Source organism: Vogesella fluminis (genome assembly GCF_014652335.1).
In the GTDB taxonomy this organism is placed as follows: Bacteria; Pseudomonadota; Gammaproteobacteria; order Burkholderiales; family Chromobacteriaceae; genus Vogesella; species Vogesella fluminis.
In genome coordinates this window covers 94,104-118,777 of record NZ_BMYP01000004.1, presented here as the reverse complement: position 1 = coordinate 118,777, position 24,674 = coordinate 94,104, and the positions used below count along the sequence as shown (strand labels likewise).

Genomic DNA, 24,674 nt, shown 5'->3' with positions numbered 1-24,674 from the left:
ACAGCCGACCAAGCGCCAACAAAAATGGAAAAGGTTGGCCGCAGGGCTTGCGGCCAACCTTTAACAAGTCAAAACACAGTGGATTACGAAGTACGGCGGCGGCGCGAAGGACGCTTTACCTGCTCCTTGGCGACCATATCCGGATTTGACACAGTTGCGGGAGCAGGAGTCGGCTCCGGAATTTCAGCCAGGGGCACAACAATCTCCGGTGTAATGACGGGTTTTGCCCTGCGCCGGCGAGCTGGCACCGGCGGTGGCACCTCGATCGGCGCCACTTCTTCCGCAAGCGGAGACACATCCTCTACCTCTACCGCAGCGGCCGTCGCTGCCAATGGTTTTACTTTTGAGCGGCGGCGAGACGGCTCACGTTTGGCCGGTGTTTTTTCCTCATTACCAGACAACTCGCCACGGGTTGCCAGCGCAAACTCGACCTGCACCGTCTCCAGGCTTGCCCGCACCACTCGCACCTGAATCGCATCACCCAGCCGGTAGTGCAGCCCGCTTTTCTCGCCGACGATGGCTTGCTGCTCTTTCTTGAAGTGGAAGTAGTCCTTGCCCAACTCGGAAATGTGCAACAGACCTTCAACATAAAGATCATCCAGCAACACGAAGACACCAAAACCGGTCACCGCACTGATCTTGCCGCCGAATACCTCTCCCACCTTGTCCTGCATATAGTAGGTTTTCAGCCACGCCTGTACTTCGCGACTGGCGTCATCGGCGCGGCGCTCCGTCATTGAGCAATGTTCGCCCAACGCAAGCCACTTGCCCGGCTTGTATTTCTCACCGGCCAGCACTGCCTTGATGGCACGGTGCACCAGCAAGTCGGGATAGCGGCGAATCGGGGAGGTAAAGTGGGTATAGGCGCCGTATGCCAAACCAAAGTGACCCAGATTGTCCGGCGCATACACCGCCTGTTGCATCGAACGCAGCATCATGGTCTGCACCACCGGGGCATCCGGCCGCAAGGCAGCCCTCTCTGCCAGCTCGGCGTAGTCCTTGGGCGTCGGCTTGTCTTCCCCGCCCAGAGCCAGTCCCAGCAGGCGCAGGTAATTGCGCAGGTTGAGCAGTTTTTCCGGTGTCGGCCCCTCGTGAGTGCGGAACAGGCACTTGTGCCGGTTCTTGAGCAAGATGTCGGCCGCACAAACGTTGGCCGCAAGCATGCATTCCTCGATCAGACGATGAGCATCATTACGCATCACCGGCATGATCCTGTCGATCTTGCCGTGCTCGTTGAACACCATCTCCGTCTCGACACTCTCAAACTCGATGGCACCGCGCCGGGTACGCGCCGCCAACAACACCTGGAACAGCTGGTGCAGGGTCTGCAGTTGCGGCAGCAATGGGCTGTCACTCCCCTGCTGCAGCCAATCCCACACTTGGTTGTAGGTCAGCCGCGCCTTGGAGTTCATCACTGCAGGATAGAAGCGGTAAGCCTTGATCTTGCCTTTCGCCGAAATCTGCATGTCGGCCACCATGCACAGACGGTCGACATTGGCGTTCAGCGAACAAATGCCGTTCGACAGCGCCTCTGGCAGCATCGGGATCACCCGTCGCGGGAAATACACCGAGGTACCACGCGCCACGGCATCGTCATCCAGCGCATCGCCCGGCCGCACGTAGTGACTGACATCGGCAATGGCCACCACCAACCGGAAGCTCTTACCCTGACGTTCGGCAAAAACGGCATCATCGAAGTCGCGCGCCGTTTCGCCGTCGATGGTCACCAGCGGCAAGGAGCGCAGGTCGACCCGCGATTTGTCCAGGTCCTTTTTGCGCACCTTGGCCGGCGTTGCCGCCGCTTGCGCCAGCGCGACATCGGAGAACACATGCGGTAAGTCATGCTTGCGCAGCGCCACCTCGATCTCCATACCCGGGTCGGCGTAGTTGCCCAGCACCTCGATAACCTTGGCGATCGCCGGGCGATGCTCGTCGGGATAGGAAACGATCTCCAACATCACGACCTGGCCATGCCCGGCACCGCCGTGCCCCTCCGGCTCCAGCAGCAACTCCTGACCGATGCGACGATCTTCGGCCTTGGCCACGCCAACACCGCGTTCGAAGTAGACGCGAGCGACCAGCGTCGTCTGCGCCCGCTCCAGCACCTCGACAATGCGCCCTTCGCGACGACCACGTCGATCGGTGCCAGCCAGCCGCACCATGACGTGATCGCCATGCATCGCCTTGCGCATCTCGCGCTCGGGCAGATAAATATCCTCGCCGGTAACGCCATCCGGCACCGCGAAGCCAAAGCCGTCCTTGTGACCGCTGACCCGGCACGGCAGCAGATCCAGCTTGTCGGCAACACAGACCTCGCCCTTGCGATTGATCAGCACTTGCCCGGCCCGCTCCATCGCGCGCAAGCGGCGCTCGAATAAGGGCCGCTCTTCCTCCGTGATTTCCAGCACGGCGGCAAGTTCGCCAAATTGCATCGGCACCCCCTGCTGCGCAAGGATTTGCAGAACAAACTCTCGACTAGGCAAGGGATTGTTATATTGGGCTTTTTCCCGCTCCAGAAAGGGATCAGTCAGCCGGATGGCCAATTCTCGGGGGGATTTTTTAGTAATAGGCATTGACACGTCCCAAAATGTCCCTATAATGCAGGGCTTCATCGCTACCACTGCAACGCAGTTAAAGCGATGATACAGCAAATGCATGGCCCAGGTGGCGGAATTGGTAGACGCACTAGGTTCAGGTCCTAGCGCCCGCAAGGGTGTGGAAGTTCGAGTCTTCTCTTGGGCACCACTCAACTGTAGTTGAATGATGCGATATGTATAGCTGAATAATCTGGTTGGCCCAGGTGGCGGAATTGGTAGACGCACTAGGTTCAGGTCCTAGCGCCCGCAAGGGTGTGGAAGTTCGAGTCTTCTCTTGGGCACCAACAGAATTGATACAGTACGTGCAAACGGGCTGTCGCTTTAAGCAGTAAAGGTTTTAGCCCAGGTGGCGGAATTGGTAGACGCACTAGGTTCAGGTCCTAGCGCCCGCAAGGGTGTGGAAGTTCGAGTCTTCTCTTGGGCACCAAAACAAAAACACCGTTGAGATATCTCAACGGTGTTTTTGCATCTACTCGACAAAAACTGCCGCAATTCATCCGCCCCCTTCGTGTGCGCCGGACAAGCCCAACCCGAGCTGCAGTCGCTGCACGACTGGCTGGTCGCGCTGCGCCCCGGCGTGGCCAACGGCAGCGGTTTGGGCAAAGCCATCGACTACACGCTGCGCCGCTGGCCCGCCTTTGCCCGCCACGCCGAAACCGGCGATCTGCCGATCGACAATAACCCGGTCGAGAATGCCATTCGTCCGATAGCGGTCGGGAAAAAGAATTGGTTATTTACTGGCAGCGACCGTGCCGCTGCGATTCAGAGTCTGCTGACGACGGCGAAATTGAATGGGCTTGAGCCATTGGCCTGACTGAAAGAAACCCTCGAAAATCTCCCCGCCTGGCCTAATAGCCGCATCGACGAATTGCTGCCGCTGCGAAGTCTATCCACAAAATAACTCCGCTGGACAGGTGGGGCCGCTGGCCGCTTACGCCGCAGACGCAAAAAAGCCCGCCAAAGCGGGCTTTTGCTTGAAGCAGACAACCTTACAGACCGTAAGGATGACGCAGCACGATGGTTTCTTCGCGATCCGGGCCGGTCGATACGATGTCTACCGGTGCGCCGCACACTTCGGCTATACGAGTGAGGTAGGCTTGTGCATTGGCAGGCAGGTCTTCCCAGCGTTTGGTCCCGAAGGTGGACTCGCTCCAGCCCGGCAGCGTCTCGTACACCGGCTGGCACTTGGTCACCGCATCGGAGCCGAATGGCAGGATATCAACCTGCTTGCCATCCAGGGTGTAACCGACACACAGCTTGATCTCTTCCAGACCGTCCATCACGTCCAGCTTGGTCACGCACAGGCCGGAAACGCCGTTGATCTGGATCGAGCGCTTCAGCGCCGCGGCATCGAACCAGCCACAGCGACGCGGACGACCGGTGACCGAACCGAACTCGTTACCGCGCTTGGCCAGGAAGGCACCGATCTCGTTATCCTGCTCGGTCGGGAACGGACCGGAACCGACACGAGTGGTGTAACCCTTCACGATGCCCAGCACGTAGTTGAGCATCTGCGGCGCGACACCGGCGCCAGGCGCAGCGGCACCCGCCACACAGTTGGACGAGGTCACGAACGGGTAGGTACCGTGGTCGATGTCCAGCAGCGTGCCTTGCGCGCCTTCGAACAGCAGCGGCACGTCGGCCTGGTTCAGGTCGTACAGCGTGCGCGACACGTCGGCCACCATCGGCTTGATGCGCTCGGCCAGCAGCATGGTCTGCTCCAGGATCGCTTCGTAGCTTACCGGCTCGACCTTGAAGTACTCGGTCAGCTGGAAGTTGTAGTAGTCGACGTTTTCCTTCAGCTTGGCGGCGAAGGTTTCGCGATCGAACAGGTCGATCACGCGCAGCGCGCGTCGTGCCACCTTGTCTTCGTAAGCCGGGCCGATACCGCGACCGGTGGTGCCGATCTTGCCGGCACCCTTGGCCGCTTCACGCGCCAGATCCAGCGCCACGTGGTACGGCAGGATCAGCGGGCAGGCTTCGGCGATCTTCAGGCGGCTGGCGACATCGACGCCGGCAGTTTCCAACTCGTCGATTTCCTTGAGCAGCGCCTCCGGCGACAGCACCACACCGTTGCCGATGAAGCACTCGACGCCTGCACGCAGAATGCCCGACGGAATCAGGCGCAATACGGTCTTTTTGCCATTCACAACCAGAGTATGACCAGCGTTGTGACCACCCTGGAAGCGGACAACACCGCGAGCATGATCTGTCAGCCAGTCAACAATCTTGCCCTTGCCCTCGTCACCCCACTGGGTGCCGATTACGACGACATTCTTGGACATTGGTAAACCTCTTCTCTTCAGAAATCAAATTACATAAACGGTACAAGCTGCCAGTTTTCGCCAGCCTTGACCAGTTCACGATCACAATTCAGGGCGGCAGCAGACTCGCCCAGATAATCCACAATGACCTTCTCGCCGCGCGCACGCAGTTCGGCCACTTTTATTGTCGCTTGCGGCAACAGGTTGGCCGCAAGCTTGATTCCCTTGGCACTTTCGTTCTGCGGCAGGATACGGATCAGGTCACGCAGGTCGAGACTGAAACCGGTCGCCGGGCGGGCACGACCGAAGCGGCGGCCAACGTTGTCGTAACGGCCGCCACGCGCCAGCTCTTCCGCCCAGCCAGGGGCGTAGGCGGCAAACATCAGACCGTTGTGGTAGTGGGTTCCGCGCAATTCGGTAAGGTCAAAATTGAGCTCGACCTCGCCTTCCAGCGAGCTGGCCACTGCGGCCAGCTGCATCAGGCCGAGTTCGACTTCCGGCAGCGACGGCAAGCGGGTACGCGCCTTGTCCAGCACCGCCCGCGAGCCATACAGCTCCGGCAGGGCGAGGAAGGCACTACGATACGGCTCGGCAACATCCATCAGTAACTCGCGCAATGTCGACCGGTCCTTGGCCTGCAATGTCGAAAATACCTCAGCAGACAGCTCGTAACCAAGGCCGGCCGCCTGGGCCAGGCCACGGAACAGTCCCATGTGACCGACATCCAGACGCAGGCCCTCAACACCAATCTGGCGCAACGAAGTCAGCATCAGGCGGATGATTTCCAGGTCGGCCTCGATGCCGGCGTAACCGTACAGTTCGGCGCCGACCTGCAGCGGCTCGCGCGAGCTCATCAGCCCGTCCGGACGCGAGTGCACCACGCTGCCGGCGTAGCACAGGCGCGTCACACCGGTGCGCTGCGACAGCAGATGGGCGTCGATACGCGCCACCTGCGGCGTGATGTCGGCACGCAGCCCCAGCTGGCGACCGGAAAAATGGTCATCCAGCTTGAAGGTCTTGATCGCCAGTGCGCCGTCTTCCGGCGTCACCAGTGCATCGTAGTATTCAATCAGCGGCGGCAGGACCAGTTCGTAGCCGGAGGTACGAAACAGCTCAAGCATCGATGCCTTGGCAGACTCAACCTGACGGGCGGTGGCCGGCAGGATGTCCGCAACATATTCGGGTAACAGCCAATTACGCATCTGTCTCTACACACAATAAAAGGCGGGATTCGCGATCCCGCCTTGTTGATAAGCTTGCCGTCTATCCCCGGCTCGTTGCCCGCGCTTACTTGGCCGCGGGCCTGGTGCTCTTGAAGTACCTGAAGAACTCGGAACTCGGGTCCAGCACCAGCACATCGCTCTTGTTGCGCATCGTCTGCTTGTAGGCATCCATGCTGCGCCAGAAAGCATAGAACTCCGGATTCTTGCCGTAGGCTTGCGCGTAAATCGCACCAGCCTTGGCATCGCCCTCACCCTTCATCGTCTGCGCCTTGCGATAAGCTTCGGCCAGCAACACTTCGCGCTGGCGGTCGGCATCGGCACGGATGCGCTCAGCCTCGGCCGCACCCTCGCTGCGCAGCTGGCTGGCCACGGTGCGACGCTCGGAGTTCATCCGTTCAAAAACCGAAGCACTGATTTTATCCGGAAAGTCGACTCTTTTTAAGCGCACATCCAGAATTTCCATGCCAATTTTTTGCGCATCGAGGTTGGCCTTCTTGCGGACATCCTCCATGACTTGGTCGCGCTGGCCGGATACGACATCGGCAACGCTCTTCTGGCCGAATTCGGCGCGCAGGCCGTCGTTAATGGTCTGTTTCAGACGCGCCACCGCGGCCAGCTCGTTACCACCCACGCTCTTGTAGAACTGCTCGACATCACGCACGCGCCACTTGACGAAGCTGTCCACCAGCACGTTTTTCTTTTCGCGGGTGTTGAACAGCTCCGGCTCTTCCGGATCGATCGTCTGGATGCGGCGGTCGTAGTAGCGTACGTTCTGCAGCACCGGCACCTTGAACTGGATGCCAGGCTGCTCGATAACCCGCACCACCTCGCCAAACTGGAACACCATCGCGAACTGGCGCTGGTCTACGGTAAACAGCGACGATGAGGCAATCAGCAACAGCACGGCCACACCGATCAAAGAAGGAAGAAGTCGTTCCATGGGGGCTCCTGTTATTAGTTACGCCCGCGAGTCACATCGCGGCTGGTGGAACCGGACGAAGACGGCGCGACGGGGGCCACCACCGGCGGTGCCTCGGCAGGCTGTGCGGTACTGCCGGACGGGAGCGACGGCGCGGCAGCACCGGATTGCTGGATCAGTTTGTCCAGCGGCAGGTACAGCAGATTGTTGCCACCCTTCTGGTCAACCAGCACCTTGGTGGTATTGCTCATCACCTGCTGCATCATGTCGAAGTACAGGCGGTCACGCATCACCTTCGGTGCCTTCGCGTACTCGGACAACACACTGTTGAAACGTGCGGCATCACCCTCGGCGGTAGCCACCACATTCTGGCGATAGCCCTCGGCCTCTTCCAGCAGCCGCGCCGCCATACCCCTGGCCTTCGGCACCACGTCGTTGGCATAAGCGACACCGTCGTTACGCAGTTTTTCCTTGTCCTGACCAGCCTTTACCGCGTCATCGAACGCAGCCAGCACCGGTTCCGGCGGCTGCACACCGTTGATGTTGACCTTGGCCACCCGCACGCCCAGCTTGTAGCGATCCAGGATCGCCTGAATGATGCGCTGGGTATCGGCCGCGATCTGGGCCCGCCCCTCGTTCAGCACGAAATCGACCTTGTTTCGGCCAACCACCTCGCGAATTGCCGTCTCCGTTGCCTGTTTCACCACATCGCGGGCATCCGCCTCGGTGGCCAGGTTGTTAAACAGGAAGTCGCGCGCGTCCTTGACGTCGTACTGCACCGACAGCTGCACGTCGATGATGTTCTGGTCTTCGGTGAGCATCAGCGATTCTTCATTGATGCGGTTCTTGGCACTGCCACGATAGCCGACCTCGATGCTGCGCACCTCGGTCAGATTGACGATTTCCACCGTTTCGAACGGATACGGTGCGCGCCACTGCAGGCCCGAGTCGGTCGTGCGGTTGAAGCTGCCCATGCGTAGCACCACACCCTGCTCGCGGGCATCGACGATATAAAAACCGCTCAGCAGCCACAGGCCAGCCAGTGCCGCCAGCACACCGGCAGCGCCAAAGCGCATGCCGCGCGGCGATTCGCCACCGCCGTTACCAGCCGGCAGTTCTTCACCCGGGCCGCGGTTGCCCAGCAGACGTGACAGGCGCTGGTTCAGCTTGCGGAAAATTTCATCCAGATCAGGCGGACCATCGTTCGGTCGTTTGCCACCCCAGTTAGGATCATTCTGTGCCATAGCCGTCTCGATCTTCTATGTTATGGTCATTATCAAAGCCGTGCAGCCGTTCGGCAATGGCCTGTCGCAAGAGTTCCAGCCCCTCACCAGTCAGTGCCGAAACACGAACCGCCACCGGCTCGCCATGTTCGCCACGCTCGATCTGCGGCGGCAGACCGCGCAGGTCGGTCTTGTTCCACACCAGTAGCTGGGGTGTATTACTGGCACCGATCTCGGCCAGTACCTTGTCTACCTCCTCGATCTGGCGGTCCTTGTCAGGTGACGCCGAATCGACCACATGCAGCAGCATGTCGGCCTGGATTGTCTCTTCCAGAGTGGCGCGGAATGCAGCCACCAGCGAGTGCGGCAGATCGCGGATGAAGCCCACGGTATCGGACAATACGATGGACAGTGCCGGACCAAGGTACAGCTTGCGGCTGGTGGTATCCAGTGTCGCAAACAGCTTGTCCGCCGCATAGGCTTGCGCCTTGGTCATCGCATTGAACAGGGTGGACTTGCCTGCATTGGTATAGCCGACAATCGACACCGACTGCAATCCGGAGCGCTCGCGACTGCGGCGCTGCGTCTTGCGCTGACGGGCAACCGCAGCCAGACGATCCTTCAGCATTTTTACGCGCAAACCTAGCAGGCGTCGGTCGGTCTCCAGCTGGGTCTCGCCCGGCCCGCGCAGGCCGATACCCCCTTTTTGCCGTTCAAGGTGAGTCCAGCCACGCACGAGACGGGTCGACATATGGGATAACTGTGCCAGTTCGACCTGCAGCTTGCCTTCGTGACTGCGGGCGCGCTGGGCAAAAATATCCAGAATCAGGGTGACGCGATCGATGACGCGGCACTGCAGCACGCGCTCCAGATTACGTTCCTGCCCAGGCCCAAGGGCATGATTGAAGATCACCACGTTGGCCGCCACCGATTTGACCAGGGCGGCAATCTCCTCAACCTTGCCCTTGCCGGCGAACAGCGCGGCATCGGGACGCTGGCGTTTGCCATGGATGGTCCCGGCAACGGTGACACCGGCACTGCGCACCAGGTCAACGCATTCCTGCACACCCTCGTCATAGTCGGGCGCGCCAAAGTCGAGACAGACCAGTACGGCGATGTCTCCTAGATCCGGGCGATCAAACACGAAAGATCTTTCTGAGAGGGAAAACCGGTCGGCAATCGCTTGCCGGACCGGCATTCAGGCGGAACAGGTAGTGACTCAAGCGTCGGCAGCGTCGGACTTGGCGCCGTGATTGTCATGCGGAATGTTTACCGGGCGCGCTGGTACCACGGTAGAAATGGCATGCTTGTAAACCATCTGGGTCACCGTGTTTTTCAGCAGCACCACATACTGGTCGAACGACTCGATCTGTCCTTGCAACTTGATGCCGTTGACGAGGTAGATGGAAACCGGCACATGCTCCTTACGCAGGATATTAAGGAACGGGTCTTGTAACATTTGCCCTTTAGAGCTCATTTTGTTCTCCGATTTCATGGAATTGTGATTTCGTTACTAGCAAGCGGTGCCAAAACTCTTTTTAGCATAAAAAAAACCGCCGTACTATTTTCGGCCCTTGTGAACCAGCAAACTCGGCTTGGTGCCTGTTGCTTCCTTCTCAAAGGGGTTGGTATTGGACTTGTATTGTACCCGCAGCGGCGTGCCTTGCAGCTGAAAAGCTTTACGGAACATATTCTCCAGATAACGGGTGTAGCTGTCCGGAATCTTGCTCAGCGCATTGCCGTGCACCACGATGATCGGCGGGTTCATGCCGCCCTGGTGCGCATAGCGCAACTTGGGACGGATCGGGCCGGTCCTCGGTGGCAGCTGGCGCTCGACGGCCAGTTGCAGGATGCGGGTCAGCTTCGGTGTCTGCAGCTTGGTCATGGCCGCACGGTAGGCATCATCAATCGACTTGAACAGATCGGCAACCCCCTTGCGCTCCAGCGCCGAGATATAGTGGAACTTGGCGAAGTCAAGGAAACCAAGCTTGCGTGCGATTTCGTGCTTGATGGTTTCCTTCTGGTGATTGTCGAGGTTGTCCCACTTATTCACCGCGACCACCAGCGCCCGGCCGGCCTCCAGCGCAAAACCGGCGATGGTGGCATCCTGCTCGGAAATGTCGAGCTGCGCGTCCAGCACCAGCACCGCCACGTTGGCGTCTTCGATCGCCTGCATGGTCTTGATCACCGAGAACTTCTCGATCACCTCGTCCACCTTGCCGCGACGACGCACGCCGGCGGTATCGATGATGGTGTACTGGCGGCCTTCGCGCTCGAAATCGATGTAGATGCTGTCGCGGGTGGTGCCGGCCTGGTCAAAGGCGATCACGCGGTCTTCACCCAGCACCGCATTCACCAGCGTCGACTTGCCGACGTTGGGGCGGCCGATGATGACGAACTTGGGATGGTTGACCTTCGGCTCTTCCTCGGCATCCGGGAAGTGCTCCAGCACCATCTCAATCAGTTCGCGCACGCCGTCACCGTGCGAGGCGGAGATCGACAGCGGCTCGCCCAGCGCCAGCTCGTGGAACTCGGCGGTGGCGACCGCGCTACGCATGCCTTCGGCCTTGTTCACCACCAAGTAAACCGGCTGGTTGCTGCGGCGCAGGCGGTTGGCGATGATCTTGTCCTGTGGCGTGATGCCGGTACGGCCATCCACCAGGAACACGATGGCGTCGGCCTCGTCCACAGCCTGCAGCGTCTGCTTGGCCATTTCGAACAGGATGCCCTCGTCCACCACCGGCTCGAAGCCGCCGGTATCGATCACCAGGTACGGCTTGCTGCCGACACGGCCGTGGCCGTAGTGACGGTCACGGGTAAGACCCGGCTGATCCGCTACCAGCGCATCGCGCGAACGGGTCAGACGGTTGAACAGGGTCGATTTGCCCACATTGGGGCGCCCTACCAGGGCAATAGTCGGTTTCATTCAGCACTGCTTTTAGAGTGTGACCGCCGACAAGGTGCCGTTGGTGTCGAGAACGTAGGCAATATTGCCGAGCACGAGCGGGCGTGCCATGGTTCCTTCGACCTTCAGCTGGCTGCGGCCAACGATTTGTCCATCAACAGGCGAGAGCAAATGTGCATAGCCCTCGCCATCTACTGCCAGTAAGTTATTACCCAGCTTGACCGGGGCGGTCACGTTGCGATAACGCAGTGCATCCTGTTTCCACAGGTTGCGGCCGGTATCCGGGTCGAACGCCCAGATCGAGCCGTCATCGGCAGTGGAATACACGCCCTTGGCATCCATCGACAGGCCGCGGCTACTGGCCAGCTCGCGCGCCCACGCCTGCTCGCCACCACGGGCCTCGAAGCAGCCGATCCGCCCCTGATAGGCCACGGCGCAAACGCGGCGGCCATCAAAAACCGGCTGACTGACCACGTCCGTCACCCGTTCCAGTTCACTGGCGCCACGCGGCGAAGCGACCACCGCTTCCCACAGCATGCGCCCCTGCTCCAGGGCATACACCGCCAGCTTGCCGGAGGCGGAGCCGACCAGCAGCACGTCGTCACCTTCCACCTTCAGCTGCGGCGTGGTCTGTTTGACGGTCAGCGCCGGCAATGGTTGCCACTCGGTCCACAACTGGCGACCGCTCTGGATGTCAAAAGCACTGATGCGACCGTCGTTGCTGCGCGTCACCACCGCCTTGCCGCCGACTTGCGGCGGCTCGGCCAGCACGCTGGTCAGCGTCTGTTCCCACACGATCTTGCCGGTATCAAGGTTGGCCGCAATCAGCTTGCCCTGGTCGTTGCCGGCAAAAATCAGCTTGTCGGCGATGGCGACGCCGGCGCTGAGCTTCTGCTCGAAGTCGAACCAGCGGCTCTGGCTGCCGTTCAGCACGTTGATGGCGCTGACCTTGCCATCGCCACCGGCCACCCACAGCAGGCCCTGGTCGTAGAACGGCGTGAACAGCCCGCCTTCCGCCGCCGGTACGCTGGCCTGCCACTGCACTTTCAGCGCGCTTTGCTGCGCAAGCGGCTGCAATGGGGTCGGCTCGAAACCGACGGAACCTTCAAACCAGCTGGCGCAACCGCTCAGCAGCGGCAAGACAAGGGCGGCACAAATGAGACGTCGCTTCATGATCAGTTTCCCAGGGAGTCGAGCTTGGTCTGGATAAAGTCGCGCAAAGTTGCATCCGGCGACGCCTTGGCCAGAGCGGCCTTGTAGCTGTCACGGGCGCCGGACGCATCGCCACGTGCCACCAGCACATCGCCCTTCAGGTCCAGGAACAGCGTATCGAAGCTGGCCGGATGCGCCTGTGCCAGCTCGGCCAGTGCCGCATCGTACTGCCTCTCGTCGAGCAGCACGGTCGCCAGACGCAGGCGGGCGACCGCCTGCAACGATTCGTCCTGCTGGCCGCTGGCCAGCAGCCACTTCAGCTGGGCACGGGCAAAGGCGAGGTCGCCCTTGTCGAAGGCAGCCTTGGCCGCCAGCAGCGCCGCATTGGCGGCATAGGCGGAGCCAGGATGCGCGCTCTGCAACGCGGCAGCGGTGGCCTTGACCTTGTCGAGCGCGCCGGCCTGTACCTGCTGTTCCAGCTGCGTATAGATGGTGGCCGCCTTGGCGCTTTCCGCCGCGCGGTACATCTGCCAGCCCTTGTAACCCAGATAGGACAGCAACACCGCCAGCACGACCGCGGAAAGCAGCTTGCCCCACTGTGCCCAGAAGGTCTTGATCCAGTCTATCTGTTCCTGTTCCTGCAAATCGAAAGCCATGCATCCCCCTCGTCAAGACTTGAAGCGGGAAACCGCCGCGGCCACGTCGGCCGCAGCAACGGTTTCCTGCGCGGCGTCGGCACGCAATGGCTTGATCACCACCTGCGCCGTTGCCACCTCGTTTTCACCGATGATCAGCGCCACGGCGGCGCCGCTGCCATCGGCCTTTTTCATTTGCGACTTGAAGCTGGCATCGCCCATGTGCTGGATCACGCTCAGACCGGCCATGCGCAGCGACTGGGCCAGCAGCATGGCGTAGGCGGTGGCGCCCTGCCCCTGGTTGACGATGAACACGTCGACGCTGCGACGCGCCGGCAGCAAGCCCTTTTCGGCCAGCAACAGCAGCACGCGCTCCATGCCCATGCCGAAACCGATGCCCGGCGCCGGCTTGCCACCCAGCTGCTCGATCAGGCCGTCGTAGCGGCCGCCGGCACACACTGTGCCCTGCGCGCCCAGCTCGGTGGTCACCCACTCGAAGACCGACTGGTTGTAGTAGTCCAGACCGCGCACCAGGCGTGGGTTTTCCACATAACGGATGCCCAGCGCGTCGATCAGCGCCTTCCAGCCCTCGTAGTGCGCGCGCGAGGCGTCGCCGAGATAGTCGCTCAGCCGCGGCGCGGCATTGGCCATTTCCTGCAGCGCCGGATTCTTGGTGTCCAGCACCCGCAACGGGTTGCTGTACAGGCGACGCTTGCCGTCCTCATCCAGGATGGCGACGTGCTGCTCCAGGTAGGCGATCAGCGCCTCGCGATGCGCGGCACGCTCTTCCTTGTTACCCAGGGTGTTGATTTCCAGCTGCACGCTGTCGGCCAGACCCAGGCGACGCCACAATTCGGCGGTCATCGCGATGATCTCGGCGTCGATGTCCGGGCCGTTCATGCCCAGCGCCTCGACCCCGATCTGGTGGAACTGGCGGTAGCGGCCTTTCTGCGGCCGTTCGTGGCGGAACATCGGGCCCATGTACCACAGCTTCTGCGTGGTGTTGTACAGCAGGTTGTGCTCGACCACCGCACGCAGGGTGCCGGCGGTGCCTTCCGGACGCAGCGTCAGCGAGTCGCCGTTCAGGCTGTCGGTGAAGGAGTACATCTCCTTCTCGACGATGTCGGTCACTTCGCCGATGGAGCGCACGAACAGCGGCGTGGGCTCCACGATCGGAGTGCGGATATTCTGGTAGCCGTAGTCCGCCAGCCAGCCGCGCAACGTGTTTTCAAAATACTCCCACTGGTGCGACTCGGCCGGCAGCACATCATTCATGCCGCGAATCGCTTGCAACTTTTGAGCCATTACGATTGTTCTTCCGAAATTCCGTGGATTCGATTCTAAAAGTTGGCCGCAAGCCCTACATGGACTTGATCGGGATGGTGCGCGCCACCACTTCGCGACGCTTGGCACCACCCTCGCCGTAACGGGTCTGCACGTAGTTCTCAACGATGGCGCGGAATTCCTGCGCGATATGATCGCCCTTCAGCGTCACGTTTTTGTGGCCGTCGACGTAGACCGGCGCCACCGGCACCTCGCCGGTACCGGGCAGGCTGATGCCGATGTCGGCCAGCTTGGACTCGCCCGGGCCGTTGACCACACAGCCCATCACCGCCACCTTCATGTCTTCCACCCCCGGATACTGCAGACGCCAGATCGGCATCTGCTCGCGCAGGTAGGTCTGGATGCTGTCCGCCAGCTCCTGGAAAAAGGTGCTGGTTGTGCGGCCACAGCCGGGACAGGCGGTGACCAGCGGCGTGAACGAGCGCAGACCCATGGTCTGCAGCAGCTCCTGCGCCACCACCACTTCCTTGGTGCGTGCCTCGCCCGGTTGCGGGGTCAGCGAGATGCGGATGGTGTCGCCGATGCCTTCCTGCAGCAGCACCGCCAATGCGGCGCTGGAGGCGACGATGCCCTTACTGCCCATGCCGGCCTCGGTCAGGCCCAGGTGCAGCGGGAAATCGCAGCGGCTGCCCAGATCGCGATACACGGTGATCAGGTCCTGCACGTTGCTGACCTTGCACGACAACAGGATGTGATCGGCCGGCAGGCCCAGCTCCATTGCCTTGTCAGCCGATTCCAGCGCCGACACGATCAACGCCTCGCGCATCACCACGTCCAGCGCCTTGGGGTTGGCCGCATGATTATTCGCGTCCAGCATTCGTGCCAGCAGCGCCTGGTCCAGGCTGCCCCAGTTGACGCCGATGCGTACCGGCTTGTCGTACTCAATCGCGGTGCGGATCATGAACGCGAACTTGTCGTCGCCCTTGGCTCCCTTGCCGACATTGCCGGGATTGATGCGGTACTTGGCCAGCGCACGCGCGCAGTCCGGATAGTCTTTCAGCAGACGGTCGCCGTTGAAATGGAAATCGCCGACCAGCGGCACGTCGCACCCGAAGTCGTCCAGCCGCTGGCGGATTTCCGCCACGCGGGCGGCGGCCTCCGGGCTGTTGACGGTAATGCGCACCACCTCGGAGCCGGCCTGCGCCAGTGACTGTACCTGCTGCGCGGTGGCAGCGGCGTCGGCGGTGTCGGTATTGGTCATCGACTGCACCATCACCGGGTGCGCGGAACCTACCATCACGTGGCCGATGGCCACCTGACGGGTTTGACGACGTTTGATCGTTGCGTCCATCTGCGTGTTAGTTCAATTCCAGTTTGGCGGTAGTCCCGCGAATCTTGCCGGCCAGATCGACCGGCTGGCCGTTATAGGCCAGCTCGGCGTTGGCCGCATTGCCGATCACCACGCGGAATGGCGGCCGGCCCTGTAGCTGGCGGCTGTCGTTGGCGGCCAGCGTGGCGTACACCAGTTTCTTGCCGTCGGCATCGGTGATCGACACCCAGGCCTCCTGGCGCACGCGCAATTCGATGCGCCCCTGCCCGGCGACCGGCGCGGCGGCACTTGGCGCCGAGGCCGCCACGGCGACCGGCGCCGTCACCGCCGGTGCGGCCGGCTGCGGCGCCGATGCAGCCACCAGCGGTGGCGTGACCGCCACCACATCGGAGGTCGTCGGCTGCATGGCGCTGGCGTCGGGATCGGCCACCGTCGGCACCAGGGCCAGCGGCACCGAGGACTGCACCTCCGGCTCGGCGGCGCCCGGCAGCAGGAACCAGCCGCCGGCAATCACCAGCAGCGCCCCCAGCGACAGTGGCAAGGCCAGCGAGGCCTTGGCCGGCTCCTCGTTCACCGGTACCAGCGCCGCCGGCGGCGTATCCAGCGGCACGCACTGGTCCAGACGCGCCACCAGCGCATCGGCATCCACTTCCATGTAACGGGCGTAACTGCGCACGAAGCCGCGGGCAAAGGTCGCCCCCGGCAGGCTGGCGAAATCGCCGCGCTCGATGGCGTTCAGCTGCTTGACCGACAGTTTCAGGCGATCGGCCACCTCGCCAATGCTCAGGCCCTTGCCCTCTCGGGCAGCACGCAACTCCTGCCCGATAGCCACGGCAGTGCTGTCTTGTTGTTGGTTATCCGCTTCCATGCTTTTCAGTTTCCGCTAAGCAACATCTGGGCTTCCCCGGTGTCGGGAAAACGCGTTTTCAGATAATCGGCCAGGCGTGTCTCCATCGCCCGATCCTGTTTTAAACGTGCCAGACGAATCCCCATCATCAATTCCGCTGGCGACATGCGACGCTCGTCAAACTTCAGGCGTTCGTAATAAAAGGTCGCCAGCGTGACATTTTTATCCAACAAAGACAAGTTCAGCAGTTCGCGCAACGCGGCGCCGTCATTCGGCGCCCGGCGCAGCGCGGCCAGCAGCCACTGGTTGGCCAGCGGGCGCTGGTCCATGCGCACCAGGCAGGCCGCCTTGTTCACCATCGCCGATTGCGGCGACTGGTACAGCGGGTCGGCCAGCGCGCGATCGAAGCGCGTGATCGCCTCTTCGTAACGGCCGCGGCTGCACAGGTACCAGCCGAAATTATTGTTGACCTCGGGGTTGCTCGCATCCAGCTTCAGCGCGCGATTGAAGGCGGCTTCCGCCTCGGCATCGACCCCCAGCTGCATGTAGATCAGGGCGCGGGCGAGGTAGCCGGCCTGAAAGGTAGGATCAAACTTGATGGACTGATCGGCGTTTTCCAGCGCCACGCGCATGTTGCCGATCTTCATGTACTCGATTGCCAACAGGGCCCGTGTCTGTGCCAGCTCGCGCGGGGTAGCGCCGTCGGCGAATGTCAGCGTACTGGCCAGCAGGGCGGCCAACAGGATGACGACACGGGTTCGCTTCATTGGTCTTTTTCCTCGGCGATGCGTATCCACTTTTCCTGGCGCCGGGTCTTGTCCTGCACCTGGCCGGCCAGCTGGCCGCAGGCGGCGTCGATGTCGTCGCCGCGCGTCTTGCGCACGGTGACGATGAAGCCGGCTTCCTGCAGGATTTCGCGGAAATTGCGGATCGCGTTGTTGCTGGAACGCTCGTAACCGGAATTCGGGAACGGGTTGAACGGAATCAGGTTGAACTTGCACGGCACGTCGCGCACCAGCGCGATCAGCTCCCGCGCATGTTCCGGTCTGTCGTTGACCCCATCAAGCATCACGTACTCGAAGGTGATGAAGTCGCGTGGCGCCTTCACCAGGTAGCGCTGGCAGGCGGCCATCAGCTCCTTCAGCGGGTATTTCTTGTTCAGCGGCACGATCTCGTCGCGGATGCGATCGTTGGAGGCGTGCAGGCTCACCGCCAGCGCCACCGGACAGGCCTCTTTCAGGCGGTCCATCTGCGGCACCATGCCGGAGGTGGACACCGTCACGCGACGGCGGGACAGGCCGTAGCCGTGGTCGTCCAGCATGATCTGCAGCGCCGACACCACGTTGTCGAAGTTGGCCAGCGGCTCGCCCATGCCCATCATCACCACGTTGGAGATCACGCGCTCGTTCTTGGGCGTTACCCCCATCGCCTTGTTTGCCCACCACAGCTGACCGATGATCTCGGCGGTGCTGAGGTTGCGGTTGAAGCCCTGGCGGCCGGTGGAGCAGAAGGTGCACTCCAGCGCACAGCCGACCTGAGATGATATGCACAAGGTGCCGCGGTCATCCTCGGGGATGAATACGGTCTCCACACCGTTACCGGTGCCGACGTCCAGCAGCCACTTGCGGGTACCATCTTCCGATTCCTGCGACACCATCAGGTCCGGCACGCCAACCACGGCGCCGTCATGCAGCTTGGCACGCAGACTCTTGGCGATGTCGGTCATGGCGTCGAAGTCGGCTTCGCCCATCTGGTGCATCCAGCGCATGATCTGCTTGGCGCGGAACGGCTTTTCGCCCATCGCGGCAAAGTGATCGGTGAGCTGGGGAAGGTTGAAGTCGAGCAGGTTGGTCTTCATGGCAATCTCTGGAAATGGCGGCCGCCGCAAAGCAGCCGCCGGGTACAGCTTAGCGTGCGCAGATCTCGGTCGCGGCGAAGAAGTAGGCGACTTCGATCGCGGCATTTTCGAGGCTGTCGGAGCCGTGAACGGCATTGGCATCGATGGAATCGGCGAAATCGGCGCGGATGGTGCCGGCGTCGGCCTTCTTCGGATCGGTCGCACCCATCAGTTCGCGGTTTTTCAGGACGGCGTTCTCGCCTTCCAGCGCCTGGATCATCACCGGACCGGAGATCATGAAGCTCACCAGGTCGTTGAAGAAAGGACGCTCTTTGTGCACGGCGTAGAAGCCTTCGGCTTCGGCGCGCGACAGTTGTTTCAGCTTGGCGGCCACGACTTTCAGGCCGGCGGATTCGAAACGGTCGTAGATCTTGCCGATAACGTTCTTGGCAACTGCATCCGGTTTGATGATGGAAAGAGTACGTTCGATTGCCATATAAATTCTCCCTGTTTACAAGCGAAATGGTTACACTTGCCAAGCCGTTTTCCGGCCTGACGGGTCACCCAATTTTGAGGAACCCGTTATTTTAGCAGTGTTCACCAGCGTTTGCTGTACAGAATGTAAACCGAGATGAATCCAACGCCACAACAGCGCGCCCCCGGCGGCGACAGCGGGCTGTCGCCCCAGATCAAGAAACGGATTGCGATTGCCAGCGGCCTGGTTCTGGTGGCACTGGCGGCGATACCGGTCATCGACAGTTTCAATACGCCGGCAACCCCACCGACTCCGACCAGCACCCCGATCAGCTCCGGCCGCATCATCCAGAAAGACAGCAGCGACAGCGCCTCGCTGAGCCTCAGTGCCATCGACAGCAGCGCGCCACTGGACGCCAGTGCCGTCAGCGCCAGTGAGCCGGCCTCCGGCACCACCGCCGGCAGCTCGCCGCTGGCACCGCTACCCGGCAGCCCGGCAGCCGCTACCCCTCTCAGCCCGCCGCAGATCCAGGTGCCCCAGCCGCGCACGCCGGCCGTCGCCAGCAGCAAAGCACTACCGGACAGCACCGCCAAGAGCAGCAGCACGACCGAGCCACCGCGCAGCATGCCACCACGCCGCGACCGCGCCACTCCGGCACCGGCCATTACTACCGCCGCACCCGCCATCCGCGTGCCACTGGCCGAAAAACCACCCGTACTGCCGCGCCTGCCCCCCCCCGGCATCGCCCCGCAAGGCAGCTCCTTCGGTTACCAGGTACAGCTGGGCCTGTTCTCCAGCCCGGACAATGCCGAGAAGCTGGTGACCGACCTGAAAAGACACGGCATTACCGCGCGCACCGAAACCCGCGTCCAGCTGGGCCCGTTCCGCACCCGTGCCGAGGCAGAAGAAGCGATGCAGCGCTTGCGCGCCCTCGGCTACCAGCCGCTGCTGATTCCGGCCGGCCAGCACTAACCGCTCACTTGCCAGACAAACAAAAGGTTGGCCGCAACACTGCGGCCAACCTTTTTTCATGGCACGCGGCAACTGCGGCTCAGGTCTCGGTAATGCCGTCGGCGATCTTGAAGTCGTCTACCAGGTGCGGCAGTTCCAGATAGGTGCGCGACTGCATCTCGGTGAGGCGGCTGGCGGTGCGGAAAAACTCGCTGGCCTGCGGTCCTTCGGTGTAGATCAGCTCCGGCGCCACCGCGCAGGATGCCACCAGCTTGACGCGGTGGTCGTAGAACACGTCCACCAGCCAGGTGAAGCGCCGCGCCATCGACGCGTCGCGTACCGCCAGCTGCGGAATGCCGGACACGAACACGGTATGGTATTCGCTGGCGATTTCCAGGTAGTCGGTCTGCGCCCGCGGGCCGTCGCAGATGGCGCGAAAATCGAACCAGATCACCCCCGGGACGTGGCGCTTGAGCGGAATATCGCGGCCCAGCACCGTCAGCGAGTGCTCCAGCTCGCTGGAGGCACCGGCCAGCCGCTCGAACATGGCGGTCATCTTCTGCTCGGCGACGACGTCGGCCGGCACGTGGAAAAGCGGCTCGCGCGTCAACTCGCGCAGCCGGTAGTCGTTGCCGCCGTCCACATTCAACACATCCAGGTTGGCCTTCAGCAGCTCGATGGTGGGCAGGAAGTTGCTGCGCATCAGGCCGTTCGGATACAGCTTGTCCGGCGGGTAGTTGGATGTCATCACGCAGATGATGCCGTGGCCGAACAGCTCGGTGAACAGGCGGCCGAGGATCATGGCGTCGGCAATGTCGCTGACGTGGAATTCGTCAAAGCATAGCAGGCGCACATCGCGGGCGATGCGTGCCGCCACCGTTTTCAGCGGGTCGGCCTCGCTCGATACCGTGCGCAGCTGCTTGTGTATCTCTGCCATGAAATGGTGGAAGTGCACGCGGCGCTTGCGGGTATAGGGGACGCAGCCGAAAAAGGCATCCATCAGGAAACTCTTGCCACGGCCGACGCCACCCCAGAAATACAGCCCGCGCGGCACCTCGGGACTCCTCAGGCTGCGGCCGAGAAAACGGTTGCGCTTGTCCTTGAACTCCAGCAGCGCCTGCCACAGTTCGTCCAGCCGCTCAATGGCGGCCGCCTGGGCGGCATCATGGATGAAGCCGGGCTGCCGGCTGACATCCTGGTACCAGGCTTTGGGGCTGATCGGGCCGTCCGCCGACGGCGAGAAAACATGCTGCGCCATAATCGTTCCGCTTCAGGGTTGGCCGCAGCATGCGGCCAACGTTGGCTCAGGAAAACAGGCCGGTAGACAGGTAGCGGTCACCGCGGTCGCAGACAATGGACACGATCACCGCATTTTCCAACTGCTGGTTGAGACGCAGCGCCACCGCCAGCGCGCCGCCGGATGACGGCCCGGCGAGGATGCCCTCCTCACGCGCCAGGCTGCGGGCGGTTTCCTCGGCGGTCTGCTGATCTACCAGTTCTAGCTGGTCGATACGCGAGAAATCGCAGATCCTGGGCAGGTATTCGTCCTCCCACCTGCGGATGCCGGGAATCTGGCTGCCGGGCTGCGGCTGCACGCCGATGATCCGGATGGCCGGATTCTGCTGCTTGAGGTAGGTGCTGGTGCCCATGATGGTGCCGGTGGTGCCCATGCTGGACACGAAGTGGGTAACCGTACCGGCGGTGTCGCGCCAGATTTCCGGGCCGGTGCCCTCAATGTGCGCCAGCGGATTGTCCGGGTTGCCAAACTGGTCGAGGATGCGGCCAACTCCGGCGGCCTGCAGCCGGCGCGCCTCGTCGATGGCGCCGGGCATCGATGCCGCCTTCGGCGTCAGGATCACTTCGGCGCCGTAGGCGCGCATGGTGTCGATACGCTCCTGGCTGGAGTTGTCCGGCATCACCAGGATCATCCGGTAGCCCATCATGGTCGCGGCCATCGCCAGCGCGATGCCGGTGTTGCCGCTGGTCGGCTCGATCAGGGTATCACCGGGGCGGATGTCGCCGCGCGCCTCGGCGTGGCGGATCATCGATAGTGCCGGCCTGTCCTTTACCGAGCCGGCCGGGTTGTTGCCCTCCAGCTTGACCAGCACCACGTTGCTGCTGTTGCCCGGCATGCGCTTGAGGCGCACCAGCGGGGTATTACCGACGAAATCTTCGAGATGTTTGAATACGGGCAGGGTCATTGGCGTCTCCTAGTGCGCCGCATTATACCGGCTTGCACCCCGCTGTCGCCGCCCCGCAGCCAGGCCCGCCATGACATTCCCGGCAAGTACCATACAAATCAGCAACTTGCACAGGCCACGGCTTTTGGAATTTCGGCTACCTTGAATATAACCGGATGCAGCAGCCGCAAAAAACCGCACCATCAGCTGGTGCGGTTTTGGCATTCACGCCGGGGGCGCTCAGGGCAGTGCGTGCAACGGCTTCTGCAGTGTGATCAGCCACAGTTCGGTGGCCTCGCGGCTGGGTGTGATGGCGATGCGGGCACCGTCCTGGCGCAGCCCCGCCGGGTCCTGCAGCCGACCGGCGGCAACCTGCAACTGCGACAGCTTGGCCGTGCTGCCCTGCACTTTACTGCTGATGCCGAAATCGTTGTCATTGATCAGCGCCAGCTGGTTGTTCTCCACCAGTGCCAACCCTTCTGCCTTTTCCGCCGTCCAGCCCAGTGCGCGCAGGTCCAGCGCCAGCGTGCGCCGGGCCAGCCTGATGCCGGCCGCCGCCAGCATCGTGTCGTCGCCATACTCCAGCGCGCGGCCGTCTGCCAGCGTCTTGCCGCCCAGGGCCGTGGCATCGGCAAGGTCGATCAGCGTGATGTCGTTGTGCATACGCTTGTCCTGGTCCTTGCCCTGCTCGATCACCGCAAAGCGGCTGTCGGACAGTGCCACGATGTCGCCCAGCTTCATGTCGCCGGCCTTGCTGAAGTGTGCCGGCACCGGATAGCCGAACTGGCGTACCGCGCCACTGGCCGGGTCCAGCTCGACGATGCGGCTGAAGCGCGCGCCGTGGCGGGTGCGGCCATCGACATCCAGCGTGCTCTGCACGATGGCAACCACCTTGCCGGACGGGGTCACGGTAACGCCTTCAAAGCCGCGGTTGGGCTGCCGCGCGGCGAGGATGGCCGGCAGGCCGCTGCCGGGTGCGTAGCGCTGCCGGATCTCGCCGCTGGCGGCATCAACCCGGACGATAAACGGGCCATACTCGTCCACCAGCCACAGGTTGCCCTGCCTGTCGGCGGCGATGCCCTCCGGATCAAGACCCAGCGGGTCATACGGCAAGGATTGCAGCTTCTCATCAAGCCCGATTTCACCACTGGCCCCCACCGCCCCCTGCGGCAGCGGCCGGCCGCTGATGGCCCTCCCGGCTTCGCGCAGCGGCAGCATGCGGCCAACCTTGGCAGCCTCTGCCAGCGATACGCGCAACTGCACCACCGTCGGCACGAAGTCCGGCAGCGGAAACAGCTTGCTGGCGTAGCGCTTGCCGCCATTGAGCACCTCGGGCGAGTCGGCATTCGGACCGCGATCGGTCACCGCCCAGAACTCCAGCGCTGCACTGCCCTTTTCATGGCCCTTGAAGCTCAGCCCCGAGCCCACCGCCAGCGGCAGGTTGCCATCGAAGGCCGCGGCATCGGCACCGCGATAGGCCAGCGCCGGTGCGCTGACCTCGTAGCGCTCCACCGCCGCCACCGCCGGATGCGATACCGGCAACAGGGTGAACGGCGCGGCCAGCACCGGCAAGGCAAGCCCGGCAAACAGCACAGCAAGAGAACGGCGCATAAAGAATCCCATCCGGCATCGTCAGAAAGACGTCACGCTAGTGTAGTGTTTCACGCTATTTGAAACATATGAAAACCAATATCCATGCGGGTTTCAAGCTGATTTCAAGTTCCATCAAGAACGCAGCACTACACTAGCCCAGTGTCGTGACAACACCGTGACAGCATCATGACAATCACAAACAACAAAGCCCCGTCCAAGGAGCGGGGCTGGCGGGTGGCAAGGCGCGGGGCTCAGCCCTGGCGCGCGATCAGCCAGTCCACGTAGCGGTCGACGCCCTGCTCCACGGTGAGCATGGGCCCGCTGTAGCCGGCGGCACGCAGCTTGCCGATGTCGGCTTGGGTGAAGCTCTGGTACTTGCCCTTCAGCGCGTCGGGGAAGTCGATGTATTCCAGGATGCCCTGCTGCACCAGTTCGGCCAGCGTCAGTGCAGGCAGGCCTTCGTGGCGGCGGCAGGCGTTGACGGTGGCCACCGCCACGTCGTTGAACGGCTGCGCGCGGCCGGAGCCGAGGTTGAAAATGCCGCTCCTGTCCGGATTGTCGAGGAAGTACAGGTTGACGTTGACCACGTCCTCCACCGACACGAAGTCGCGGCTCTGGGTACCGTCGGCGTAACCGTCGTAGCTACCGAACAGCTTGACCTTGCCGGATTCGCGGTACTGGTTGAAGTTGTGGAACGCCACCGAGGCCATGCGCCCCTTGTGCTGCTCCTGCGGGCCGTAGACGTTGAAGTAGCGGAAGCCGGCCACCTGCGCGGTGAGGCCCTCCTTCATGCGGCGACGCAACACCTGGTCGAACAGGAACTTGGAGTAGCCGTAGACGTTGAGCGGGCCTTCATGCTGGCGCTCCTCCTTGAACACGCTGCCCTTGCCGTAGGTAGCGGCGCTGGACGCGTACAAGAAGGGGATTTCCTCGGCCTGGCAGAACTCGAACAGCTCCAGTGTGTACTGGTAGTTGTTCTCCATCATGTACTTGCCGTCGTGGTTCATGGTGTCCGAGCAGGCACCCTGATGCAGGATGGCGCGGATCTCGCCGTCGAAATCGCCGCTGCCGATCAGGCTGATGAAGTCCTGCTTGTCGAGGTAGTCGCTGATCTCGCAATCCACCAGGTTGACGAACTTGTCGCCGCGGGTCAGGTTGTCGACGGCGATGATGTCGGTTTCGCCGCGCGCATTGAGCGCCTTGACGATGTTGGAGCCGATAAAGCCGGCTGCGCCGGTCACCACGATGGTCATAGCATT

The 24,674-nt window shown here is 62.3% G+C and carries 21 protein-coding genes, 3 tRNA genes and 1 pseudogene; 5 read left to right on the top strand and 20 right to left on the bottom strand.

Going from position 1 to position 24,674, the window contains the following annotated elements; all coding sequences use genetic code 11:
* Positions 1 to 83: 83 nt before the first annotated feature.
* Entirely contained in the window at positions 84 to 2,573 is a 2,490-nt protein-coding gene (gene rnr / locus IE083_RS02575) for a ribonuclease R (RefSeq protein WP_189352073.1), read from the bottom strand.
* 85 nt (positions 2,574 to 2,658) lie between these two features.
* On the opposite strand from rnr, the gene IE083_RS02570 reads away from it, so the two are divergent.
* The 4 genes and pseudogenes from IE083_RS02570 to IE083_RS02555 form a co-directional block, all read left to right on the top strand.
* Positions 2,659 to 2,745 (top strand) — tRNA-Leu (locus IE083_RS02570).
* Positions 2,746 to 2,794: 49 nt separating this feature from the next.
* A tRNA-Leu gene (locus tag IE083_RS02565) sits at positions 2,795 to 2,881 on the top strand.
* Positions 2,882 to 2,937: 56 nt separating this feature from the next.
* Positions 2,938 to 3,024: transfer RNA gene (locus IE083_RS02560), tRNA-Leu, on the top strand.
* Between the two features lie 87 nt (positions 3,025 to 3,111).
* Positions 3,112 to 3,498: pseudogene (locus IE083_RS02555) on the top strand (IS66 family transposase); the annotation flags it as partial.
* Positions 3,499 to 3,586: 88 nt separating this feature from the next.
* Here IE083_RS02555 and IE083_RS02550 read toward each other — a convergent pair.
* The 15 genes from IE083_RS02550 to ndk form a co-directional block, all read right to left on the bottom strand.
* Positions 3,587 to 4,882 carry an adenylosuccinate synthase gene (locus IE083_RS02550; RefSeq protein ID WP_189352072.1) on the bottom strand — a complete coding sequence of 432 codons (1,296 nt, stop codon included), beginning with the start codon at positions 4,880 to 4,882 and terminating at the stop codon, positions 3,587 to 3,589.
* A gap of 29 nt (positions 4,883 to 4,911) precedes the next feature.
* A complete protein-coding gene (locus tag IE083_RS02545; RefSeq protein WP_189352071.1) occupies positions 4,912 to 6,063 on the bottom strand; it encodes an ATP phosphoribosyltransferase regulatory subunit in 1,152 nt (383 codons plus the stop codon).
* An 85-nt stretch (positions 6,064 to 6,148) separates the two neighbouring features.
* Positions 6,149 to 7,024: a protease modulator HflC gene (hflC, locus tag IE083_RS02540; protein ID WP_189352070.1), complete on the bottom strand. Its 876-nt coding sequence runs from the start codon at positions 7,022 to 7,024 to the stop codon at positions 6,149 to 6,151.
* Between the two features lie 14 nt (positions 7,025 to 7,038).
* Positions 7,039 to 8,247 (bottom strand): FtsH protease activity modulator HflK, encoded by a 1,209-nt coding sequence (gene hflK / locus IE083_RS02535; protein ID WP_189352069.1) that lies wholly within the window; start codon positions 8,245 to 8,247, stop codon positions 7,039 to 7,041.
* Positions 8,234 to 9,370 carry a ribosome rescue GTPase HflX gene (gene hflX / locus IE083_RS02530; RefSeq protein ID WP_189352081.1) on the bottom strand — a complete coding sequence of 379 codons (1,137 nt, stop codon included), beginning with the start codon at positions 9,368 to 9,370 and terminating at the stop codon, positions 8,234 to 8,236. The genes hflK and hflX overlap by 14 nt, the downstream gene beginning before the upstream one ends.
* A gap of 75 nt (positions 9,371 to 9,445) precedes the next feature.
* Entirely contained in the window at positions 9,446 to 9,703 is a 258-nt protein-coding gene (gene hfq, locus IE083_RS02525) for an RNA chaperone Hfq (RefSeq protein WP_047966110.1), read from the bottom strand.
* 84 nt (positions 9,704 to 9,787) lie between these two features.
* Positions 9,788 to 11,152: a ribosome biogenesis GTPase Der gene (der, locus tag IE083_RS02520; RefSeq protein WP_189352068.1), complete on the bottom strand. Its 1,365-nt coding sequence runs from the start codon at positions 11,150 to 11,152 to the stop codon at positions 9,788 to 9,790.
* A gap of 12 nt (positions 11,153 to 11,164) precedes the next feature.
* A complete protein-coding gene (gene bamB / locus IE083_RS02515; RefSeq protein ID WP_189352067.1) occupies positions 11,165 to 12,304 on the bottom strand; it encodes an outer membrane protein assembly factor BamB in 1,140 nt (379 codons plus the stop codon).
* Between the two features lie 2 nt (positions 12,305 to 12,306).
* On the bottom strand, positions 12,307 to 12,939 hold the full coding sequence (locus tag IE083_RS02510) for a YfgM family protein (protein ID WP_189352066.1): 633 nt from the start codon (positions 12,937 to 12,939) through the stop codon (positions 12,307 to 12,309).
* A gap of 12 nt (positions 12,940 to 12,951) precedes the next feature.
* Positions 12,952 to 14,223, bottom strand: a complete 1,272-nt coding sequence (gene hisS, locus IE083_RS02505; RefSeq protein ID WP_189352065.1) for a histidine--tRNA ligase — start codon at positions 14,221 to 14,223, stop codon at positions 12,952 to 12,954.
* A gap of 55 nt (positions 14,224 to 14,278) precedes the next feature.
* Positions 14,279 to 15,553, bottom strand: a complete 1,275-nt coding sequence (gene ispG, locus IE083_RS02500) for a flavodoxin-dependent (E)-4-hydroxy-3-methylbut-2-enyl-diphosphate synthase (RefSeq protein ID WP_189352064.1) — start codon at positions 15,551 to 15,553, stop codon at positions 14,279 to 14,281.
* 7 nt (positions 15,554 to 15,560) lie between these two features.
* Positions 15,561 to 16,400, bottom strand: a complete 840-nt coding sequence (locus tag IE083_RS02495) for a RodZ domain-containing protein (protein ID WP_189352063.1) — start codon at positions 16,398 to 16,400, stop codon at positions 15,561 to 15,563.
* A gap of 5 nt (positions 16,401 to 16,405) precedes the next feature.
* Positions 16,406 to 17,176 (bottom strand): type IV pilus biogenesis/stability protein PilW, encoded by a 771-nt coding sequence (gene pilW, locus IE083_RS02490; protein WP_189352062.1) that lies wholly within the window; start codon positions 17,174 to 17,176, stop codon positions 16,406 to 16,408.
* Positions 17,143 to 18,237, bottom strand: a complete 1,095-nt coding sequence (rlmN, locus tag IE083_RS02485; protein WP_189352061.1) for a dual-specificity RNA methyltransferase RlmN — start codon at positions 18,235 to 18,237, stop codon at positions 17,143 to 17,145. Before rlmN ends, pilW begins: the two co-directional genes overlap by 34 nt.
* A 49-nt stretch (positions 18,238 to 18,286) precedes the next feature.
* The gene (gene ndk / locus IE083_RS02480; protein ID WP_189352060.1) at positions 18,287 to 18,712 is read right to left on the bottom strand and encodes a nucleoside-diphosphate kinase; all 426 of its coding nucleotides are present in this window, start codon (positions 18,710 to 18,712) and stop codon (positions 18,287 to 18,289) included.
* A gap of 135 nt (positions 18,713 to 18,847) precedes the next feature.
* Here ndk and IE083_RS02475 point away from each other — a divergent pair, with 135 nt between their 5' ends.
* Entirely contained in the window at positions 18,848 to 19,663 is an 816-nt protein-coding gene (locus tag IE083_RS02475) for an SPOR domain-containing protein (protein ID WP_189352059.1), read from the top strand.
* Positions 19,664 to 19,742: 79 nt separating this feature from the next.
* On the opposite strand, the gene zapE is transcribed toward IE083_RS02475, so the two are convergent.
* The 4 genes from zapE to rfaD form a co-directional block, all read right to left on the bottom strand.
* Positions 19,743 to 20,900 (bottom strand): cell division protein ZapE, encoded by a 1,158-nt coding sequence (gene zapE / locus IE083_RS02470; protein ID WP_189352058.1) that lies wholly within the window; start codon positions 20,898 to 20,900, stop codon positions 19,743 to 19,745.
* 46 nt (positions 20,901 to 20,946) lie between these two features.
* Positions 20,947 to 21,843 (bottom strand): cysteine synthase CysM, encoded by an 897-nt coding sequence (cysM, locus tag IE083_RS02465; protein WP_189352057.1) that lies wholly within the window; start codon positions 21,841 to 21,843, stop codon positions 20,947 to 20,949.
* A 219-nt stretch (positions 21,844 to 22,062) separates the two neighbouring features.
* On the bottom strand, positions 22,063 to 23,433 hold the full coding sequence (locus IE083_RS02460; protein WP_189352056.1) for an esterase-like activity of phytase family protein: 1,371 nt from the start codon (positions 23,431 to 23,433) through the stop codon (positions 22,063 to 22,065).
* 233 nt (positions 23,434 to 23,666) lie between these two features.
* Positions 23,667 to 24,668, bottom strand: coding sequence for an ADP-glyceromanno-heptose 6-epimerase (rfaD, locus tag IE083_RS02455; protein ID WP_189352055.1), 1,002 nt, complete (start codon positions 24,666 to 24,668; stop codon positions 23,667 to 23,669).
* Between the last annotated feature and the right edge of the window lie 6 nt (positions 24,669 to 24,674).

What these genes read in the sequence shown, in the direction of transcription:
- rnr (WP_189352073.1), bottom strand. Translation starts at nt 2,573, where the DNA reads ATGCCTATTACTAAAAAATCCCCCCGAGAATTGGCCATCCGGCTGACT.
- IE083_RS02550 (WP_189352072.1), bottom strand. Translation starts at nt 4,882, where the DNA reads ATGTCCAAGAATGTCGTCGTAATCGGCACCCAGTGGGGTGACGAGGGC.
- IE083_RS02545 (WP_189352071.1), bottom strand. Translation starts at nt 6,063, where the DNA reads ATGCGTAATTGGCTGTTACCCGAATATGTTGCGGACATCCTGCCGGCC.
- hflC (WP_189352070.1), bottom strand. Translation starts at nt 7,024, where the DNA reads ATGGAACGACTTCTTCCTTCTTTGATCGGTGTGGCCGTGCTGTTGCTG.
- hflK (WP_189352069.1), bottom strand. Translation starts at nt 8,247, where the DNA reads ATGGCACAGAATGATCCTAACTGGGGTGGCAAACGACCGAACGATGGT.
- hfq (WP_047966110.1), bottom strand. Translation starts at nt 9,703, where the DNA reads ATGAGCTCTAAAGGGCAAATGTTACAAGACCCGTTCCTTAATATCCTG.
- der (WP_189352068.1), bottom strand. Translation starts at nt 11,152, where the DNA reads ATGAAACCGACTATTGCCCTGGTAGGGCGCCCCAATGTGGGCAAATCG.
- bamB (WP_189352067.1), bottom strand. Translation starts at nt 12,304, where the DNA reads ATGAAGCGACGTCTCATTTGTGCCGCCCTTGTCTTGCCGCTGCTGAGC.
- IE083_RS02510 (WP_189352066.1), bottom strand. Translation starts at nt 12,939, where the DNA reads ATGGCTTTCGATTTGCAGGAACAGGAACAGATAGACTGGATCAAGACC.
- hisS (WP_189352065.1), bottom strand. Translation starts at nt 14,223, where the DNA reads ATGGCTCAAAAGTTGCAAGCGATTCGCGGCATGAATGATGTGCTGCCG.
- ispG (WP_189352064.1), bottom strand. Translation starts at nt 15,553, where the DNA reads ATGGACGCAACGATCAAACGTCGTCAAACCCGTCAGGTGGCCATCGGC.
- IE083_RS02495 (WP_189352063.1), bottom strand. Translation starts at nt 16,400, where the DNA reads ATGGAAGCGGATAACCAACAACAAGACAGCACTGCCGTGGCTATCGGG.
- rlmN (WP_189352061.1), bottom strand. Translation starts at nt 18,237, where the DNA reads ATGAAGACCAACCTGCTCGACTTCAACCTTCCCCAGCTCACCGATCAC.
- ndk (WP_189352060.1), bottom strand. Translation starts at nt 18,712, where the DNA reads ATGGCAATCGAACGTACTCTTTCCATCATCAAACCGGATGCAGTTGCC.
- IE083_RS02475 (WP_189352059.1), top strand. Translation starts at nt 18,848, where the DNA reads ATGAATCCAACGCCACAACAGCGCGCCCCCGGCGGCGACAGCGGGCTG.
- zapE (WP_189352058.1), bottom strand. Translation starts at nt 20,900, where the DNA reads ATGGCGCAGCATGTTTTCTCGCCGTCGGCGGACGGCCCGATCAGCCCC.
- cysM (WP_189352057.1), bottom strand. Translation starts at nt 21,843, where the DNA reads ATGACCCTGCCCGTATTCAAACATCTCGAAGATTTCGTCGGTAATACC.
- IE083_RS02460 (WP_189352056.1), bottom strand. Translation starts at nt 23,433, where the DNA reads ATGCGCCGTTCTCTTGCTGTGCTGTTTGCCGGGCTTGCCTTGCCGGTG.
- rfaD (WP_189352055.1), bottom strand. Translation starts at nt 24,668, where the DNA reads ATGACCATCGTGGTGACCGGCGCAGCCGGCTTTATCGGCTCCAACATC.